16 protein-coding genes and 1 riboswitch are annotated in these 15,932 nt (G+C 75.1%); of the genes, 8 read left to right on the top strand and 8 right to left on the bottom strand.

The genetic code is table 11. The annotated features are described in order from the left end of the window. Positions 1-4: 4 nt before the first annotated feature. Both ACFVFQ_RS05415 and ACFVFQ_RS05410 read right to left on the bottom strand, forming a co-directional pair. Positions 5-559: a GH25 family lysozyme gene (locus tag ACFVFQ_RS05415; RefSeq protein ID WP_383409058.1), complete on the bottom strand. Its 555-nt coding sequence runs from the start codon at positions 557-559 to the stop codon at positions 5-7. A gap of 217 nt (positions 560-776) precedes the next feature. Beyond that, complete coding sequence (locus ACFVFQ_RS05410) at positions 777-2,030, bottom strand: glycosyltransferase (protein ID WP_383409055.1); 1,254 nt, start codon at positions 2,028-2,030, stop codon at positions 777-779. A gap of 287 nt (positions 2,031-2,317) precedes the next feature. Here ACFVFQ_RS05410 and ACFVFQ_RS05405 point away from each other — a divergent pair, with 287 nt between their 5' ends. After that, positions 2,318-3,055: a response regulator transcription factor gene (locus ACFVFQ_RS05405; RefSeq protein WP_383409052.1), complete on the top strand. Its 738-nt coding sequence runs from the start codon at positions 2,318-2,320 to the stop codon at positions 3,053-3,055. A gap of 1 nt (position 3,056) precedes the next feature. Next, positions 3,057-4,553 carry an ATP-binding protein gene (locus tag ACFVFQ_RS05400; protein WP_383409049.1) on the top strand — a complete coding sequence of 499 codons (1,497 nt, stop codon included), beginning with the start codon at positions 3,057-3,059 and terminating at the stop codon, positions 4,551-4,553. A 151-nt stretch (positions 4,554-4,704) separates the two neighbouring features. Here ACFVFQ_RS05400 and ACFVFQ_RS05395 read toward each other — a convergent pair whose 3' ends face one another. Continuing rightward, the gene (locus ACFVFQ_RS05395) at positions 4,705-5,667 is read right to left on the bottom strand and encodes a M56 family metallopeptidase (RefSeq protein WP_383409046.1); all 963 of its coding nucleotides are present in this window, start codon (positions 5,665-5,667) and stop codon (positions 4,705-4,707) included. Next, entirely contained in the window at positions 5,664-6,089 is a 426-nt protein-coding gene (locus ACFVFQ_RS05390; protein WP_383409043.1) for a BlaI/MecI/CopY family transcriptional regulator, read from the bottom strand. Before ACFVFQ_RS05390 ends, ACFVFQ_RS05395 begins: the two co-directional genes overlap by 4 nt. 113 nt (positions 6,090-6,202) lie before the next feature. On the opposite strand from ACFVFQ_RS05390, the gene ACFVFQ_RS05385 reads away from it, so the two are divergent. From ACFVFQ_RS05385 to ACFVFQ_RS05370, 4 genes are all read left to right on the top strand, one after another. Further along, positions 6,203-6,928: a DedA family protein gene (locus tag ACFVFQ_RS05385; RefSeq protein ID WP_383409040.1), complete on the top strand. Its 726-nt coding sequence runs from the start codon at positions 6,203-6,205 to the stop codon at positions 6,926-6,928. 106 nt (positions 6,929-7,034) lie between these two features. Further along, positions 7,035-7,691, top strand: a complete 657-nt coding sequence (locus ACFVFQ_RS05380; protein ID WP_383409037.1) for a phosphatase PAP2 family protein — start codon at positions 7,035-7,037, stop codon at positions 7,689-7,691. After that, positions 7,688-8,416, top strand: a complete 729-nt coding sequence (locus tag ACFVFQ_RS05375) for a phosphatase PAP2 family protein (RefSeq protein WP_383409034.1) — start codon at positions 7,688-7,690, stop codon at positions 8,414-8,416. Before ACFVFQ_RS05380 ends, ACFVFQ_RS05375 begins: the two co-directional genes overlap by 4 nt. Positions 8,417-8,571: 155 nt before the next feature. Continuing rightward, entirely contained in the window at positions 8,572-8,859 is a 288-nt protein-coding gene (locus ACFVFQ_RS05370; protein WP_383409032.1) for a hypothetical protein, read from the top strand. Positions 8,860-8,962: 103 nt separating this feature from the next. Here the strand turns inward: ACFVFQ_RS05370 and ACFVFQ_RS05365 are convergent, their stop codons facing one another. The 4 genes from ACFVFQ_RS05365 to gcvT all read right to left on the bottom strand — a co-directional run bounded on the left by ACFVFQ_RS05365 (position 8,963) and on the right by gcvT (position 13,687). Next, complete coding sequence (locus ACFVFQ_RS05365; protein ID WP_383409029.1) at positions 8,963-10,345, bottom strand: L-serine ammonia-lyase; 1,383 nt, start codon at positions 10,343-10,345, stop codon at positions 8,963-8,965. Positions 10,346-10,682: 337 nt separating this feature from the next. Next, positions 10,683-11,942 carry a serine hydroxymethyltransferase gene (gene glyA / locus ACFVFQ_RS05360; protein WP_383409024.1) on the bottom strand — a complete coding sequence of 420 codons (1,260 nt, stop codon included), beginning with the start codon at positions 11,940-11,942 and terminating at the stop codon, positions 10,683-10,685. A gap of 75 nt (positions 11,943-12,017) precedes the next feature. Beyond that, on the bottom strand, positions 12,018-12,395 hold the full coding sequence (gcvH, locus tag ACFVFQ_RS05355; RefSeq protein ID WP_383409021.1) for a glycine cleavage system protein GcvH: 378 nt from the start codon (positions 12,393-12,395) through the stop codon (positions 12,018-12,020). 122 nt (positions 12,396-12,517) lie between these two features. After that, positions 12,518-13,687, bottom strand: a complete 1,170-nt coding sequence (gene gcvT, locus ACFVFQ_RS05350) for a glycine cleavage system aminomethyltransferase GcvT (RefSeq protein WP_383409018.1) — start codon at positions 13,685-13,687, stop codon at positions 12,518-12,520. Positions 13,688-13,839: 152 nt separating this feature from the next. Continuing rightward, positions 13,840-13,935: riboswitch (glycine riboswitch) on the bottom strand. Positions 13,936-14,209: 274 nt separating this feature from the next. On the opposite strand from gcvT, the gene ACFVFQ_RS05345 reads away from it, so the two are divergent. Further along, positions 14,210-14,920 (top strand): AAA family ATPase, encoded by a 711-nt coding sequence (locus ACFVFQ_RS05345; protein ID WP_383409015.1) that lies wholly within the window; start codon positions 14,210-14,212, stop codon positions 14,918-14,920. A gap of 127 nt (positions 14,921-15,047) precedes the next feature. Next, entirely contained in the window at positions 15,048-15,893 is an 846-nt protein-coding gene (locus ACFVFQ_RS05340) for an enhanced serine sensitivity protein SseB (protein ID WP_383409012.1), read from the top strand. The last annotated feature ends 39 nt before the right edge of the window (positions 15,894-15,932 follow it).

Raw genomic sequence — 15,932 nt, 5'->3', positions numbered from 1 at the left:
AAGTTTAGGCGGGGTGCGCCCACTTCTTGAGCTCGGCCCTGCTGCCGAAGGAGGCGACGTTCTTGTCCAGCGGGGTGTCGGTGTACTGGTGGATCCGCCACTTCGCCTTGATCCGCGGGTGCCCGGCCGCGACGTAGTCGGCGATCCACAGCCCGTCGGCGGCGTACGAGGTGGTGTCGCGGTGCAGCCAGAAGTCGCGGTTGCAGTAGAGCAGCACCCGGTGGCTGGGGCGCAGCTTCTTGACCTCCTGGAGGAACTGGTCCTTCTGCGCGTTGCTGGCGTAGGAGCCGGCGCCGGTGGTCTCCCAGTCCGCGGCCAGGACGTCGCCGTGCACCGACGCGCACCGCTCCACGAAATAGCGGGCCTGGGCGGCGATGTTGCCCGGCCACAGGAAGTGGTAGAAGCCGACCACGGCCCCCGCCTCGCGGGCCCGCGCCGCCTGGGCCGACTGGTGCGGATTGACGTAGGAGCGGCCCTCGGTCGCCTTGATCAGGACGAAGTCCAGACCCTTGGCGGAATATCCGGTGTTGTAGGAGCTGACATCGACACCGTGCAGCATGAGCGGCCTCCTGCCGTCGGACCTACGGAAAAGCGAAGCGTCATCTGCGCGAAGCGGCAGTCGCCCCTTCAGCAGTTCAGCATGTTCACGACCGGAGACGCCAGATTGCCGCGCCGAAGTTCCCGGCGGCGCGGGCGAGTTGGTGACCCGGGGCGCGGGTGGGGCGTGTGGGGCGGGAGAGGCGGATGGGTGAACTCGTCCCGTTCGCCCGGCCGTTTCAGCTTCGTTCGTTCCTGCGAGCCGGTGCCGGGGCGGGGGCCAGGCTGAACACCCGGCGGACGAAGCGGGCCCGGCGGGTGGCGCGCAGCTCCGCGATCAGCGCCCGGTAGCGCTCGGCGGCCGGTCCGGGGCCGTGCCGGCGGGCGTTCTCCAGCGCGGCCGCGGCCATCGCCCGGCGCCGTTCCGGGTTCCCGGCCAGGTCCAACAGCGCCCCGACCAGCGCTCGTCCGTCGTCGGGCGGCACCAACACCCCGCCCCCGCCGCCGTCTTGGAGCAGTTCGGCGAGGCCGGGCGGGCGGCCGGTGCCGACGACCGGGACGCCGCGCCGCACCGCCTCGACCAGGGCCGGCCCGGACGCCTCGGCGTCGGAGGCCGACGCGGCGAGCGTCGCGCCCGCGAACTCCGCCCCGTCCGGCGTCCGCGGTCCGGCCAACTCCGCCCGCCCGGCCAGCCCCAGCCCGTCGATCAGGCTGCGCAGCCGGTCGCGTTCGGGACCCTCGCCGTGAATCCGCAGCCGCCAGCCGGGCTGTTCGGCGCAGACCGCGGAGAACGCCTCGACGAGCAGGTCGAAGCGCTCGCCGGGGACGAGTGGGCCGGCCGCGACGAGCGTCGGCGCGGTCGGGCTCGTCGCGGGGGCTGCCGCCGGCTTTGCCTCCGGGCCGGCCGGCGGGTCGTCCGGCGGCGGGACAACGGCCGGCACCGCCAGCACCCGCACACCGGGCAGCGGCAGCCGCGCCCGCCAACGGGCCGCCTCCGCCTCGGTGGTGGTGACCAGCGCGTCCAACGACCGGTAGAGGTCGGCGAGTTCGGCCAGCAGCGGGGCGCCGTGCGCGTCGTACCGCAGCGGCACCCGGCCGATCCGCAGGGCCCGGCGGGGGCCGAAGCGGGCCAGATAGGCGTTGATGCCCGGCCGGGTCCCGATCAGGACGTCGGCGTCGGCGGCGCGCAGGAACTCCGCGGCCCGCAGGTCGACCAGCCGGCTGTACTGGTGGTGGTGCCGGTCGGCGCGCGGGAAGTCCAGCGCGGGCGCGCCGAACAGCGGGTGCGCCATGTCGTCGCTGCCCACCCGGATGTCCACCAGCGGCACCAGGCGCAGCCGGGGGTCCACCGCGCACCGCGGGACCTCCCGGTGGCGCAGCATCGAGACCAACTCGACGTCGTGGCGGTCGGCGAGCGCGGCGGCGAGCGCGAGGGTGGCGCGCAGGGGGGCGCCGACGGCGTACGCGTTGTGCAGCAGGAACGTGATCTTCATGAGTGTGGTGCGGGGTCTCTGCGAGGTGTTCCGGGGGTGCGACCACGGGTGTCGGCGCCGTGCCCCTCGACGCCGGGCCGTCCGTGCGTCGGCCGGGCCGGTCCGCGTCCGGTTCCGCGGGTGGCCCGTCCGGCAGCGGCCACCGTCCCGGGAGCGGGTAAGCCGAGGACGTGCCCCGGGTGAGAGGCCGGTAAGCGCGGGTGAGAGCGCGGTAAGAAAGCGCCCGGTGGGGCCGGCCGCGCGGGGGGACCCGCGTCCCGGACCGGGTGCCTTGGCAGACTTGCCGGGTGACCCACTCCGTGCTGCTGGCCGAGGACGACCGCCCGATCCGCACCGCGCTGGAACGCGCGCTGACCCTGGAGGGCTACCGCGTCCACGCCGTCGCCGACGGTATCCAGGCGCTGGCCGCCGCCCACCGCGAGCGGCCGGACGTGATCCTGCTGGACGTGATGATGCCGGGGATCGACGGGCTCCAGGTCTGCCAGGTGCTCCGCGCCGAACAGGACCGCACCCCGATCCTGATGCTCACCGCCCGGGTCGATACCGCGGACCGGATCGCCGGGCTGGACGCCGGCGCCGACGACTACGTGGTCAAGCCGTTCGAGATCGAGGAGGTCTTCGCCCGGCTGCGGGCGCTGCTGCGGCGCAGCGCCCAGCCGTCGCCGGCGCGGGCGGTCGACGGTGCCGGGCCCGACGAGGGGTACGACGCCCGGGCCGCGGAGAGCGGCGTCGTGGAGGCGGCCGACCTGCGGATCGACGGCCCCTCGCGGCGCGCCTGGCGCGGGGAGCGCGAACTGGAGCTGACCCGCACCGAGTTCGAACTGCTGGAGCTGCTGGTCCGGAATGCCGGGATCGTCCTGGACCACTCGACGATCTACGACCGGATATGGGGCTATGACTTCGGACCCGGCTCGAAGAACCTCGCGGTCTACGTCGGCTATCTGCGGCGGAAGGTGGACGTGCCGGGCAGCCGGCCGCTGATCCACACGGTGCGCGGCGTCGGCTACGTCCTCCGGGAGGACTGAGGTGTTCGGGCGCCGCGGGCCGTCCGTCCGGCTTCCGGGGGCCCGCCGGTGGCTGGTGGCCTGGCTGCGCGCCCGCAAGCCCGCCAGCCTGCGCACCTCCTTCGCGCTGGCCTTCGCCGCCGGCGCCGCCGGGGTGACCGTGCTGGTCGGGTTCCTCAGCTATGACGCGGCGGCCCGGCTGGTGCGGATGGACGAGAAGTCGTTCTTCACCGAGGTCGTCCGGGACCTGCGGGCCCAGGTGCAGCAGGAGCCGCACACCGTCGCCGACTACGCCACCGGCCCCGGCCGCGACCCGGGCGGACCGCGGGACGAACTGGCCGGCGCCACCCGCACCGACGTCCAGGTCCTCACCGCCGACGGGCGGATCGCCGAGGCCGGGCGCCCCGCGCTCCCGGTGAGCGACGGCGAACGGCGCCTGGCCGCACAGCGGGAGGCCGGCCGCTTCGAGGAACGGGTCGCCGTCGTCGGCGGGACGGAGTACCACGTCGCCACGGTGGCGCTCGGCGGTGGCCGCGGCGCCGTCCAGGTCGCCCAGAAGTTCAGCGGCACCGAGGACCTGCTCGCCGCGCTCCAGCAGCGCACCGTGCTGCTGGCCGCCGGGGTGATCGCGCTGGCCGGGGCCGTCGGTTGGTGGCTGGCCCGCCGGATCACCGGGCGGCTGGTCCATCTGACCGCGGCCGCGGAGAGCGTCGCCGGACACGGCCGGGTCGATGTGCAGGTGCCGGTGGCCGGCCGGGACGAGGTCGCCCGGCTCGGCCGGGCCTTCGACGACATGCTCGGCCGGCTGACCGTCGCGATCCGCGACCAGCAGCGGCTCGTCCAGGACGCCGGGCACGAGCTGCGCACCCCGCTGACCTCGCTGCGCACCAACATCTCGCTGCTCAAGCGCTTCGACGAACTGCCGCCGGACGCCCGCGAGGAGCTGCTGGCCGACCTGGCCGGCGAGGCCCGCGAACTGACCGACCTCGTCAACGAGTTGGTGGCGCTGGCCGCCGGGCAGCACGGCGACGACCCGGCGTCCGAGGTGCGCCTGGCCGAGGTCGTCGAGCGGGCGGCCGCCGCGACCCGTCGGCGCACCGGCCGGGAGATCACCGTGCGCACCGACCGCCCGGCGGTGGTCGCGGGCCGCCCGGCCGCCCTGCACCGGGCGGTCGGCAACCTCCTGGAGAACGCCGCCAAGTTCGACGCCGACGGGACCGCGCCGATCGAGGTGGTGGTCACCGGGGCCCGCGTCGAGGTCCTCGACCGCGGCCCCGGCATCGCCGAGTGCGACCTGCCCTACGTCTTCGACCGCTTCTACCGCGCCCCGGCCGCCCGCGGCCTCCCCGGCTCGGGCCTCGGCCTCGCCATCGTCCGCGAGGTGGCCCTGACCCACGGGGGCCGGGCCTTCGCCGCGCCCCGCCCCGACGGCGGCGCCTGCCTGGGCTTCACGGTCGCCGAGGACGCCCTGGGGCCGGCCACCGAAGGGGCAAAGGAGGTCGCGGACGGGGTGGGGTGAGCGGGCGGCCGCCCGTCTGGCGTGCTCTGGGGTGCCGCCTGCCCGTTGGGCGCCAAGGGCTGGGTGGCGGGCGGGACTTGAGGGGGAGAGCGCCGGTGGTCCGAGGGGCCCCACGGACCGGGCGCCATCGGCTACGGAGCACGCACCGCCGCTACCGCCCCGGATGCTCCCCTTGGGCCGTTTCCACGTTCTGGTGGAGGTCGGCCGCGGCGTCCACCGCGCCCGCGGCGGAGAAGGCGACGCAGGCCAGGAGGGCGGCGGCTATCAGGCGGTGGGCGCCGGGGACGGAGCGGCTTCGGGGGCGGGCCGCCGGGGGCTCGGGGCTGAGCAGGGCGGCGACGCGGCGGGGGACCGGGCCGGTCGTCGCGGCGAGCGCGGGGCCGGGGCGGGGCGGGCCCGCGGGGTGCGTGCGGGTGGCCAGTGCGGCGCGGCCGATCGCGCGGGCGGTGAGCTGGCGGTCGCCCACCCGGGCGGCGGCGGCCTCGTCCGCCCAGCGCTCCAGCGCGTACGCCAACGGGGCGCGCAGGGCGCGCAGCAGCGGGTGCCAGGCCGCGGCCAGCGCGACGGTCAGCAGGAAGAGGTGGTGGCGGCCGGCGAGATGGGCGCGCTCGTGGGCGAACAGGGCCTCCCGCTCGGCCGACGGCAGCGCGCGCAGCATCCCGGCGGTGACCACCACCCTCCCCGGGCGGCCGGGGAGGGCGTAGGCGTCGGGTTGTGTGTCCGGCAGGACGCACAGGTCGCCGGCGAGGGCATGGCCGTCGGCGGTGCGCCGGGCGGCGCGCAGCTCGGCGCGGTGCCGCAGCGCGCCGCGGGCGAGGGCGATCGCTCCGCAGGCCAGCAGCGCACCGGCGATCGGGGCGGCCGGGACGGTCACCACCGCGTCGGTGCCCGGCAGCCCCCGCTGGAGGTGACCGAAGGCGGCGACCGGCGGCAGCCGCAGCGCCCCGGCGACCGCGAGCAGGCCCAGCGCCGCGGCCGTGCAGGCGGCGAGCACGGCGGCGCAGCCGGTCAGCAGCCAGGCCGCCGCCCGCGGCGGCAGCGACTCGGCGAGCCGGCGGGCGGCGGGCACCGCCAACAGCGGCATCAGCAGCGGGACCCAGACGGCGAAGATCACGGCGTGGTCCCAGGGGCGCCGCCGTGCGGGCCCGTGCCGTCGGAGCTCCCCGGCTCCGCCTCGTCCAGCAGCGTGCGGAGCAGCCGCTCGTCCTCATAGGTCAGCTCGGAGACGAAGCGGGCGAGCGCGGTGGTGCGGTCGTCCTGCTTGTCCAGCTCGCTGCGCATCCGCCGGGCGGTGAGCCCGGCGGAGTCGTGTATCGGGGAGTAGGCGAAGCCGCGGCCGGCGCGGGTGCGGGAGACCGCGCCCTTGTCGTGCAGCCGGCTGAGGATGGTGGTCACGGTGGTCCGGGCGAGCCGGCCGTCCAGCTCGCCCTGCACCTCGGCCGGGGTCAGCGGACCCTTGGCCGCCCAGAGGGCCGCCAGCACGCTCGCCTCCAGCTCGCCGGCGGGGCGGCGCTGTGCGGGTGGTGTCTCCGACATGGAACGGCCTCCACCCTTCCGTCGTCTACAGTTCCGTAGACCGTCTACGGCACTGTAGACGGTGGGTCCGCCGCTCGGCAGGCCCACAACCCATTATGGGAGGGGCCACTGACATGGCCGTAGCGGCCGCTGCACTGCACGTCGACACCGTCGCCCAGGCGGTCAACGTCCTCGACGCCGGCTCCCTGCTCGCCGCCTTCGGCGCGCTCGGGGTCGCCGTCGTCCTCTTCGCCGAGACCGGCCTCCTGGTCGGCTTCTTCCTGCCCGGCGACTCGCTGCTGTTCACCGCCGGGCTGCTGTGCGCGCCCGGCGTCGGCGGCGCCGTCCACCTCGCCCTGCCGCAGGTGCTGGCCGCCGCCGCGGTCGGCACCCTCCTCGGCTCGCAGACCGGCTACTGGATCGGCCGCCGCGGCGGCCGCGCCCTGCTCGCCCGCGGCCGCTCCCGCAAATTGCAGGAGGGCGCCGCCCGCGCCGAGGAGTACCTCGCCCGCTACGGCCACGCCAAGGCGATCCTGCTGGCCCGCTTCGTGCCCATCGTCCGCACCGTGCTCAACCCGCTCGCCGGCGCCCTGAACGTGCCGGCCCGCGTCTTCACGCTCTGGCAGCTCATCGGTGGCTTGATCTGGACGTTCGGCCTCACCTTCGCGGGATACGCGCTGGGCTCCTCGGTGCCCAACGTCGACCGCTACCTGCTGCCCGTCGTCGGCCTGGTGGTCCTGGCCTCGCTGACCCCGATCGCCCTCGAAGTGCTCCGTTCCCGCAGGCGGGGCCCGTCCGACGGACCGGACGAGGAGCCCGCCGATGCGCCGGATCACGCCACCGCGCCACCGGCACCCTGAACGACCCGGCACACTTGCTGAGGCACGCCGGCGTCGGCGCACCATCGAAGCCGCCCGGTAGCCCCAGCCCACGCACCACGCATCGACCCGCCAAGGAGTAAGCCCAGTGACCGACCTCGCCCTCGGCGGAGCCTCGATCGACGGCGGCCTGTACAAGTCCGTGACCGGCTTCGCCCAGGACATGCCGCACTTCCTCAACGTTCTGGTCTCCTACTGGACCGACTTCGGGTTGGGGGTCTTCGCGCTGCTGATGCTGGCCGGCTGGTGGCGCGCCCGACAGCGGCTCGGCGGCAGCTCCCGCCGCCGGCTGGGCCCGGGGGAGGGCCGGCACTCCGCCCCCGTGACGATGGCGATGGCGCTGGCCGTCCCGGTCATCGTGGTCCTGGCCTACGTGGCCAACGACGTGATCAAGAGCTTCTTCCACGAGCAGCGCCCCTGCCAGACCCTGCACGTCGTCACCGTCAACCCGTGCCCGCCCCTGGGCGACTGGTCCTTCCCCAGCAACCACTCCGTCATCGCCGCCTCCGCGGCCATCGCGCTGCTGCTGCTGGACCGCCGGCTCGGCGCTATCGCCATCCCGGCCGCGCTGCTGATGGGCGCCTCCCGGGTCTGGGTCGGCGCGCACTACCCGCACGACGTGCTGGTCGGCCTGGTCGTCGGCGTCGTGGTCGCCGCGGCCCTGATGCCGCTCGCCCGACGGGCCGCCCCGCTCGTCGAACGCGTCCTGGAGACGCCGCTGCGTCCCCTGGTGTCCGCCCGGTGACGCCCTCGGGGGCGCCGCCGGAGCCGGCCACCGGCCCACGCCTCGGCGCGCCCCCGAGGCAACTGCTCGCCCTGGCGGCCCTCTTCGCCGCCCTCTTCGCCGCGCTGGCCGTCACCACGGCCGCGCGGCACGGCGCCCCGTTCGCTCCCGAACGGGGCGCGCTGCGTTGGGCGCTGGCCCACCGCGGGGAGCCGCTGCGCTCCCTGGCGAGCGCCCTGACCGCCACCGGCACCGGCGTCGTCCCCTATCTGATGGCGCTCCTCGCCGGCCTGTTGGCCGGCCGCGACGCCCGCGGCCGGCTGCGCGCGGGGGCCGGCGCGGTGCTGGTCCTCGCCGCCTGCCAGGCCGTCCGCTACGGCCTGATGGAGCTGCTCGCCCGCCCCCGGCCGCCGGCCGCCGACTGGATCGGCGGCGCCACCGGCTACTCCTTCCCCTCCGGCCACTCCTCCACCGCCGCGCTGGCCGCCGGCCTGCTGGCCTGGGGCGTGCTGCGCCGCGCCCGCCCCGGCGCCGGCCGCCCCTGGTGCGCGCTGCTCGCCCTGTGGGCCGTCGGCGTCGGCCTCACCCGGATCTACCTGGGCGTCCACTGGGCCGGCGACGTGCTGGCCGGCTGGCTGCTGGCCGCCGCCCTGCTCGCCCTCGCGCTGCTGCTGGACCCCCTGGTCGTCCCGCCGCCCGACGGGGGCCGGCAAGGCCCTCCCGGCGGCTTGCCCATGAATCGCTGACCCATGAATCGCTGACGATCGGCCCAGGTCTTGCCCAAGGCCGCATGGACCCCCGTCGCGCCGAGCAGCCACTGGGCTGGGCACCGCCGGCCGCGCCCGGCCGTCACCGGTGCCGCGCCCGCACCCGTTGACCGCGCAAGCCCTGGGGGATCGCCATGAAGCAGCAGACGAGCGTCCCGCCGGTCGCCCCGGTGGGCGGCCCGAAGAATCGTTGCCCCGCCGCCGCGCCCGCCGACCCCACCCCGTGTGACGGCCCGCCCGACGCCGCCACCCTCGTCGACCGGCACGGCCGGGAGGTCGCCGGCTGCGTCCACCACTGCGCCCGGCTGCTCCCCGGCCTCGACGGCGCCCGCGTGCACCCCTTCGTCCCCGCCGCCCGGGCCCTGGACATCTACGTCCGGGCCCGCGAACTCCCGCCGTTCGCCTGGGAGATCGGGCGCTAGGTGCCGGGGCAGCACGCCCGGACCGCCGGCGGCCCAGCACAAACGCCCCGGGCGCCGGCGGGAGTTCCTCCCTGCCGGCGCCCGGGGCGCGCGGTGCCGCGGGTCAGCACTCGATGATGTTCACCGCCAGGCCGCCGCGGGCGGTCTCCTTGTACTTGACGGACATGTCGGCGCCGGTGTCCTTCATGGTCTTGATGACCTTGTCGAGGGAGACGTGGTGGCGACCGTCGCCGCGCAGCGACATCCGGGCCGCGGTCACGGCCTTCACGGCGGCCATGCCGTTGCGCTCGATGCACGGGATCTGGACCAGGCCGCCGACCGGGTCGCAGGTCAGCCCGAGGTTGTGCTCCATGCCGATCTCGGCGGCGTTCTCCACCTGCTCGGGGCTGCCGCCCAGCACCTCGGCCAGGCCGCCGGCCGCCATCGAGCAGGCCGAGCCGACCTCGCCCTGGCAGCCGACCTCGGCGCCGGAGATCGAGGCGTTCTCCTTGAAGAGCATGCCGATCGCGCCGGCGGCGAGCAGGAAGCGGACCACGCCGTCCTCGTTCGCCCCGGGGACGAAGTTGACGTAGTAGTGCAGGACGGCGGGGATGATGCCGGCCGCGCCGTTGGTGGGGGCGGTCACCACCCGGCCGCCGGCGGCGTTCTCCTCGTTGACGGCCATGGCGTAGAGGGTGACCCACTCCATGGCGCGGGCCGCCTCGTCGCCCTCGGAGCGCAGCGCGCGGGCGGCGTTGGCGGCCCGGCGGCGGACCTTCAGCCCGCCGGGGAGGATGCCCTCGCGGGTCATCCCACGCTCGACGCAGCCCTGCATGACCTGCCAGATCTCCAGCAGGCCGGCGCGGATCTCGTCCTCCGTGCGCCACGCCTTCTCGTTCTGGAGCATCAGCGCGGAGATGGACAGGCCGGTCTCCTGGGAGAGCCGCAGCAGTTCGTCGCCGGTGCGGAAGGGGTGGGTCAGGACGGTGTCGTCCAGCTTGATCCGGTCCTCGCCGACCGCGTCCTCGTCGACGACGAAGCCGCCGCCCACCGAGTAGTAGGTCTTCTCCAGCAGCGGGGCGCCGGCGGCGTCGTAGGCGAAGAGGGTCATGCCGTTGGCGTGGTACGGCAGCGACCGGCGGCGGTGCAGGATCAGCTCGGTGGACTCGTCGAAGTCGATCTCGTGCGCGCTGCCTATCTCGGCGCCCAGGAGGCGCAGCCGGCCGCTGGTGCGGATGCGCGCCACCTCGTCGTCGGCGGACTCGACGTCGACGGTGCGCGGGGAGTGGCCCTCCAGGCCGAGCAGCACCGCCTTGGGGGTGCCGTGGCCGTGGCCGGTGGCGCCGAGCGAGCCGAAGAGTTCGGCGCGCACCGAGACCGTCTGAGCGAGCAGACCGTCCTTCTTGAGCCGCCGGGCGAACATCCGGGCGGCCCGCATCGGGCCGACGGTGTGGGAGCTGGACGGGCCGATGCCGATGGAGAAGAGGTCGAAGACGGAGATGGCCACGGGGGCGGACTCCCTTGTCTGCTCGGGGTTGGACGATGGCGCAGATCGGGGCAGGACGGGGTGTTTCCGGCCCGACTGTCGAGCGTAACCCGCTCGCCGGGGATTGCCGCCGGACGGGAGGCGGCGGGCGGGAGAAGCCGGGAGGGCGGGGGAGGGAAGAGGCGGTGAAGCCGGACGGGCGGCGGGGTGCGGTGGGTCGCCAGGGGCCGGCGGTCCGGGGAGGGCAACGGCGGCTCGGGGCAGGGCAGTTCGGCCCGGAGCGCGGTGCGGCGGCGGGCCGCGGAAGGCGGCCCGCCGCAAGGTCACCGGGGGCCGTGGTGCCCCGGTGACCGGTTCGTCACAGCGACGGGTACAGCGGGTACTTCTCGGCCAGGGCCGTGACCCGGGCCTTGAGCGCCTCGCGGTCGTAGCTGGGCTTGAGCGCCTCGGCGATGATGTCGGCGACCTCGCGGAAGTCCTCGGCCGTGAAGCCGCGGGTGGCCAGGGCCGGGGTGCCGATCCGCAGGCCGGAGGTGACCATCGGGGGCCGCGGGTCGTTCGGGACGGCGTTGCGGTTGACGGTGATGCCGACCTCGTGGAGGCGGTCCTCGGCCTGCTGGCCGTCGAGCTGCGAGTCGCGCAGGTCGACCAGGACGAGGTGGACGTCGGTGCCGCCGGAGAGCACCGAGACGCCGTGCTCCCTGACGTCGTCCTGGACCAGGCGCTCGGCCAGGATCCGGGCGCCCTCCAGGGTGCGCTGCTGGCGCTCCTTGAACTCGTCCGACGCGGCGACCTTGAAGGACACCGCCTTGGCCGCGATCACGTGCTCCAGCGGGCCGCCCTGCTGACCGGGGAAGACCGCGGAGTTGATCTTCTTGGCCAGCTCGGCGGTGGACAGGATGACACCGCCGCGGGGGCCGCCCAGCGTCTTGTGGGTGGTGGTGGTCACGACGTGGGCGTGCGGCACCGGGGAGGGGTGCAGGCCCGCGGCCACCAGGCCGGCGAAGTGCGCCATGTCGACCATCAGGTACGCGCCGACCTCGTCCGCGATCCGGCGGAAGGCGGCGAAGTCGAGCTGGCGCGGGTAGGCGGACCAGCCGGCCACGATCAGCTTCGGGCGGTGCTCCTTGGCGAGGCGCTCGACCTCCTCCATGTCGACCAGGTTGGTCTTCTCGTCGACGTGGTAGGGCACCACGTTGTAGAGCTTGCCGGAGAAGTTGATCTTCATGCCGTGGGTGAGGTGCCCACCGTGGGCGAGGTTCAGACCCAGGATGGTGTCGCCCGGCTTGATCAGCGCGAACATCGCGGCGGCGTTGGCCTGCGCACCGGAGTGCGGCTGGACGTTGGCGGCCTCGGCACCGAAGAGCGCCTTGATCCGGTCGATGGCGATCTGCTCGACCACGTCGACGTGCTCGCAGCCGCCGTAGTAGCGGCGGCCCGGGTAGCCCTCGGCGTACTTGTTGGTGAGGACCGAGCCCTGGGCCTCCATGACGGCGACCGGAGCGAAGTTCTCCGACGCGATCATTTCGAGGGTGGACTGCTGACGGTGGAGCTCGGCGTCGACGGCGGCGGCGACGTCGGGGTCGAGCTCGTGCAGGGAGCTGTTCAGAAGCGACATGAGACTTCCTGGAGTGAGGAGGAGCGGGCGGGGCGCCGCGGCCCCGGCCGAGCGGTGGCGGCCGGGGCCGGGGTGTCAGCCGGCGGTGAAGGCGGTGTACGCGTCGGCCGTGAGCAGGTCCTCCGGCTCACCGGTGAGCTTCACCTTGAACAGCCAACCGCCCTCGAACGGGGCGGAGTTCACCAGCGAGGGGTCGGCGACGACGTCCTCGTTCACCTCGACGATCTCGCCGTGCACGGGCGAGTAGAGGTCGCTGACGGACTTGGTCGACTCCAGCTCACCGCAGGACTCGCCCGCGGTGACGGTGGACCCGACCTCGGGGAGCTGCACGAAGACGACGTCGCCGAGCGCATTGGCCGCGTGCTCGGTGATGCCGACCGTCGAGACGCCGTCCTTGGCGGTCGACAGCCACTCGTGCTCCTTGCTGTAGCGCAGGTGCTGGGGGTTGTCCATGGCTCGATTCTCCTGTACGCGAGGGTGTGGTCGTGCATGGGGTCTTGCCCTGTGAGACGGGTGGCGCCGGGCACGGTGGCGCGGGTCCGCGGCGGGCACCGCGGACCGGCCGGCGCCGCCCGCTACTTCTGCCGCTTGTAGAAGGGCAGCGCGATGACCTCGTAGGGCTCGTGGGTGCCGCGGATGTCCACCCGGACACCCTCGGTGCCGGGCGCCGCGTGCGCCGCGTCGACGTAGGCCATGGCGATCGGCTTGCCGAGGGTGGGGGAGGGCGCCCCCGAGGTGACCTCGCCGATCACCGTGCCGTCGGCGGCGACGACCGGGTAGCCGGCGCGCGGCACCCGGCGGCCCTCGGCGACCAGGCCGACCAGCTTGCGCGGCGGCGCCTGCTCGGCCCGCTCGGCGGCCGCCGCGAGCGCCGCCCGCCCGACGAAGTCGCCCTCCTTGTCGAACTTCACGACCCGGCCCAGCCCCGCGTCGAACGGGGTGAGCGCGGTGGTCAGCTCGTGCCCGTACAGCGGCATCCCCGCCTCCAGGCGCAGGGTGTCGCGGCAGGACAGGCCGCACGGGACCAGGCCGACGTCCCGCCCCGCCTCGGTCAGCGCCGTCCACAGCGCAGCTGCGTCCGCGGGCCGGACGAACAGCTCGAAGCCGTCCTCGCCGGTGTAGCCGGTGCGGGCGATCAGCGCCTCGACGCCGGCGACCGTGCCGGGCAGCCCCGCGTAGTACTTCAGCCCGTCCAGATCGGCGTCGGTGAGCTTCTTGAGGATGCCGGGGGACTCCGGGCCCTGCACCGCCAGCAGCGCGTAGGCGTCCCGGTCGTCGCGGACGGCGGCGTCGAAGCCGGCCTGCCGGTCGAGCAGCGCGTCCAGCACCACCTGGGCGTTGGAGGCGTTGGCGACGACCATGAACTCGGTCTCGCCGAGGCGGTAGACGATCAGGTCGTCGAGGATGCCGCCGTCGGCGGCGCAGATCATGGTGTAGCGGGCCCGACCGACCTTCAGGGCGCCGAGGTTGCCGACCAGCGCGTGGTCGAGGAGGGCGCCGGCCTGCGGGCCGGTGACGGTGAGCTCGCCCATGTGGGAGAGGTCGAAGAGGCCGGCGCGGGTGCGCACCGCGAGGTGTTCCTCGCGCTCGCTGCTGTAGCGCAGCGGCATGTCCCAGCCGGCGAAGTCGGTCATGGTCGCGCCGAGCGCGCGGTGGGTTTCGTCCAATGCGGTACGGCGTCGCGCAGCGACTCCACTCGGGGTGGTGGCGGGCGACGGGTGGGCGCGGCGGGGGGCTTCGGTCATCGCTTTCGGGCTCCCAGGCATGGGTGACAAGACGGTCTCCCCATCTGTCATCGGAACCTGAGAGGTTCACCGGGATCCCGCGGACGGGCCCGGTTTGCACCTTGGGTGGAGCCGTCCCGTCGGCCGGGCCGCGACTCGCTTTTCAGATCTGCCTCGCCCGCGCGGTATAGGGGCCTGAGAGATTCAAGGGAGGACTTGCTCCTTCGGCGCCCCGCCGTGGCGGCCGGGGACTCTCCCGCGCGGATTCAAGCGGCCGGTATGGAATTGGCTGATCGCCCACGAGTTGACGTTCGAGCCCGCCCGTGGCGGCCACATCATTACACGGGATCGCCCATTACAGGAGCCCCGGCCGCAGCTCCGCTCCCGGTCATCCCGGTCGAGGCGTTCCGCAGGCCCCCGCCGTCCCGCCTCGGCTCCTTACCGTTCCCTTGCCTCGGATTACCTTTTCTTGACACTCTGCACGGGCTGCGGGAGGGCCGGGGCACAACCCGGCCCGCGGGGTCATCGGGAGGGGCGCGCACGGTGCACGGCGAGGCGACGGACACGAGGACGGCGGGGGCCGCGCCCCCACAAACCCCGGCTCCGGAGCCGGCGTTGGGCGGCCCCGGGGAGCCGTGCCCCCGCCGCCCAGCCGACCGGCCGCCCTGCACCGACCTGCGGGGCCCGGGCCGCCCCCGGCACCCCGTGCTCCGCTTCCCGCCCGGCGACCTCGTCGTGGTCTCAGGACTGCCGGGCAGCGGCAAGAGCACCCTGATGCGACGGGTGGTGCCCGCCCGCGACGACCGCGGCGCCCCGGTGCACCGCGTCGACTCCCAAGACGCCCGCGACCACTGGGAGCACGGCCGGCTGCGCCGCCTCCCCTACGCCCTCTACCGCCCCCTGGTCCGGTTCGCGCACTACCGCGCGCTGCACCGGGCACTGCGCTCCGGCGGCAGCGTGGTGGTGCACGACTGCGGGACGTGGGCGTGGGTGCGCCGCTGGCTGGCCCGCACGGCCCGGCGCGAGGGCCGGGGACTGCACCTGGTCCTGCTCGACGTGGAGCCCGCGGTGGCCCGCGGCGGCCAACGGGCCCGCGGCCGCGCGGTGTCGCGGTACGCCTTCGCCCGCCACCGCCGGGCCGTGCGCCGCCTGCTGGCCCGGGCCGGGGCGGCCCGGCTCCCGAAGGGCGTGCGCTCCGTGGTGCTGCTGGACCGGCGCTGCGCGCGGGAGTTGGCGCGCGTCACCTTCGGTTGACCGCCGCACCCCCGCCACCGGCTTCGATGACCGGTAGGTCGCCCGTTAGGGTCTGATCCACCGGGCGGGCCCGCGGACCGCCCCTGCGAAGTCGGCCGGGCAGCGCGGCCAGTAATGGGTGGGTGAGATGAACTATCCGGACAATGAACCCCAGCACGGTGGTCCGGTGCCGGGGAACTTCCCGGACGAGGGGATACCGCACGCGGCCTGGCCGGCCAACGAGTTGGAGGAGGTGCTGGCCGCCTCGGTCGGACACCCCGAGGCCGGCGGCCGGATCGTCGAGGTGCTGGGCCGCAGCCGGGTGTGGGTGCCGCTGCCCGAGGGCGGCGGCCCGGACGGCGCGGGCCTGGGAGCGCCCGGCCTCGACGTGCCGACCGTCGAGATCGGCGGCGCCGCCTACGTCCCGGTCTTCAGCTCCGAGCAGGAGTTCCGGCGGGTCGTCGGCACGCACCTGTCCTACACCGTCGCGCCCGCCCGGGAGTTCGCCCGCGGCCTGCCGCCGCTGGTCGGCCTCGCGGTCAACCCGGACGGCACCGTCGGCGTCCCGCTGCCCCCGCCCGCGGTCGCCGAACTGTGCCGCACCGGATGCACCGACCTGGACGGCCCGCGGACCGCCGGCGCCCGGGTCCGGCTCTTCGAACCGGACTGGCAGGACGAGCCGGTGGACTTCCTGGCCGCCGCCGGCCTGGAGTTCTCCGCCGCCGGCACCGTGCTGGCCGCCCGCCGCACGCTGGCCGCCGTCGAGGGCGACACGCCGGCCCTCTTCGTCGGCGTGCAACTCGACGTCCCCGCCGAGCGCCTGCACGACGGCACCGCCCGCGACGAGGCGTCGACCGCCCTCGGGCGGGCTCTGGGTCAGGTGCCGGTGCCCTGGCCGGTCCAGCTCATCCTGCTCGACGTCGCCCAGGGCGACCCGGTCGCCGACTGGATGCTGGAGCGCGTGCGGCCCTTCTACACCCGGGACCACTCGTAAGCTGGTGGACGACGGGCGGGCGGGCGCCCGGCCGGGAGG

This window comes from Streptomyces sp. NPDC057743 (genome assembly GCF_042798755.1).
In the GTDB taxonomy this organism is placed as follows: domain Bacteria; phylum Actinomycetota; class Actinomycetes; order Streptomycetales; family Streptomycetaceae; genus Streptomyces.
This window is presented reverse-complemented; position numbering and strand designations above follow the sequence as displayed.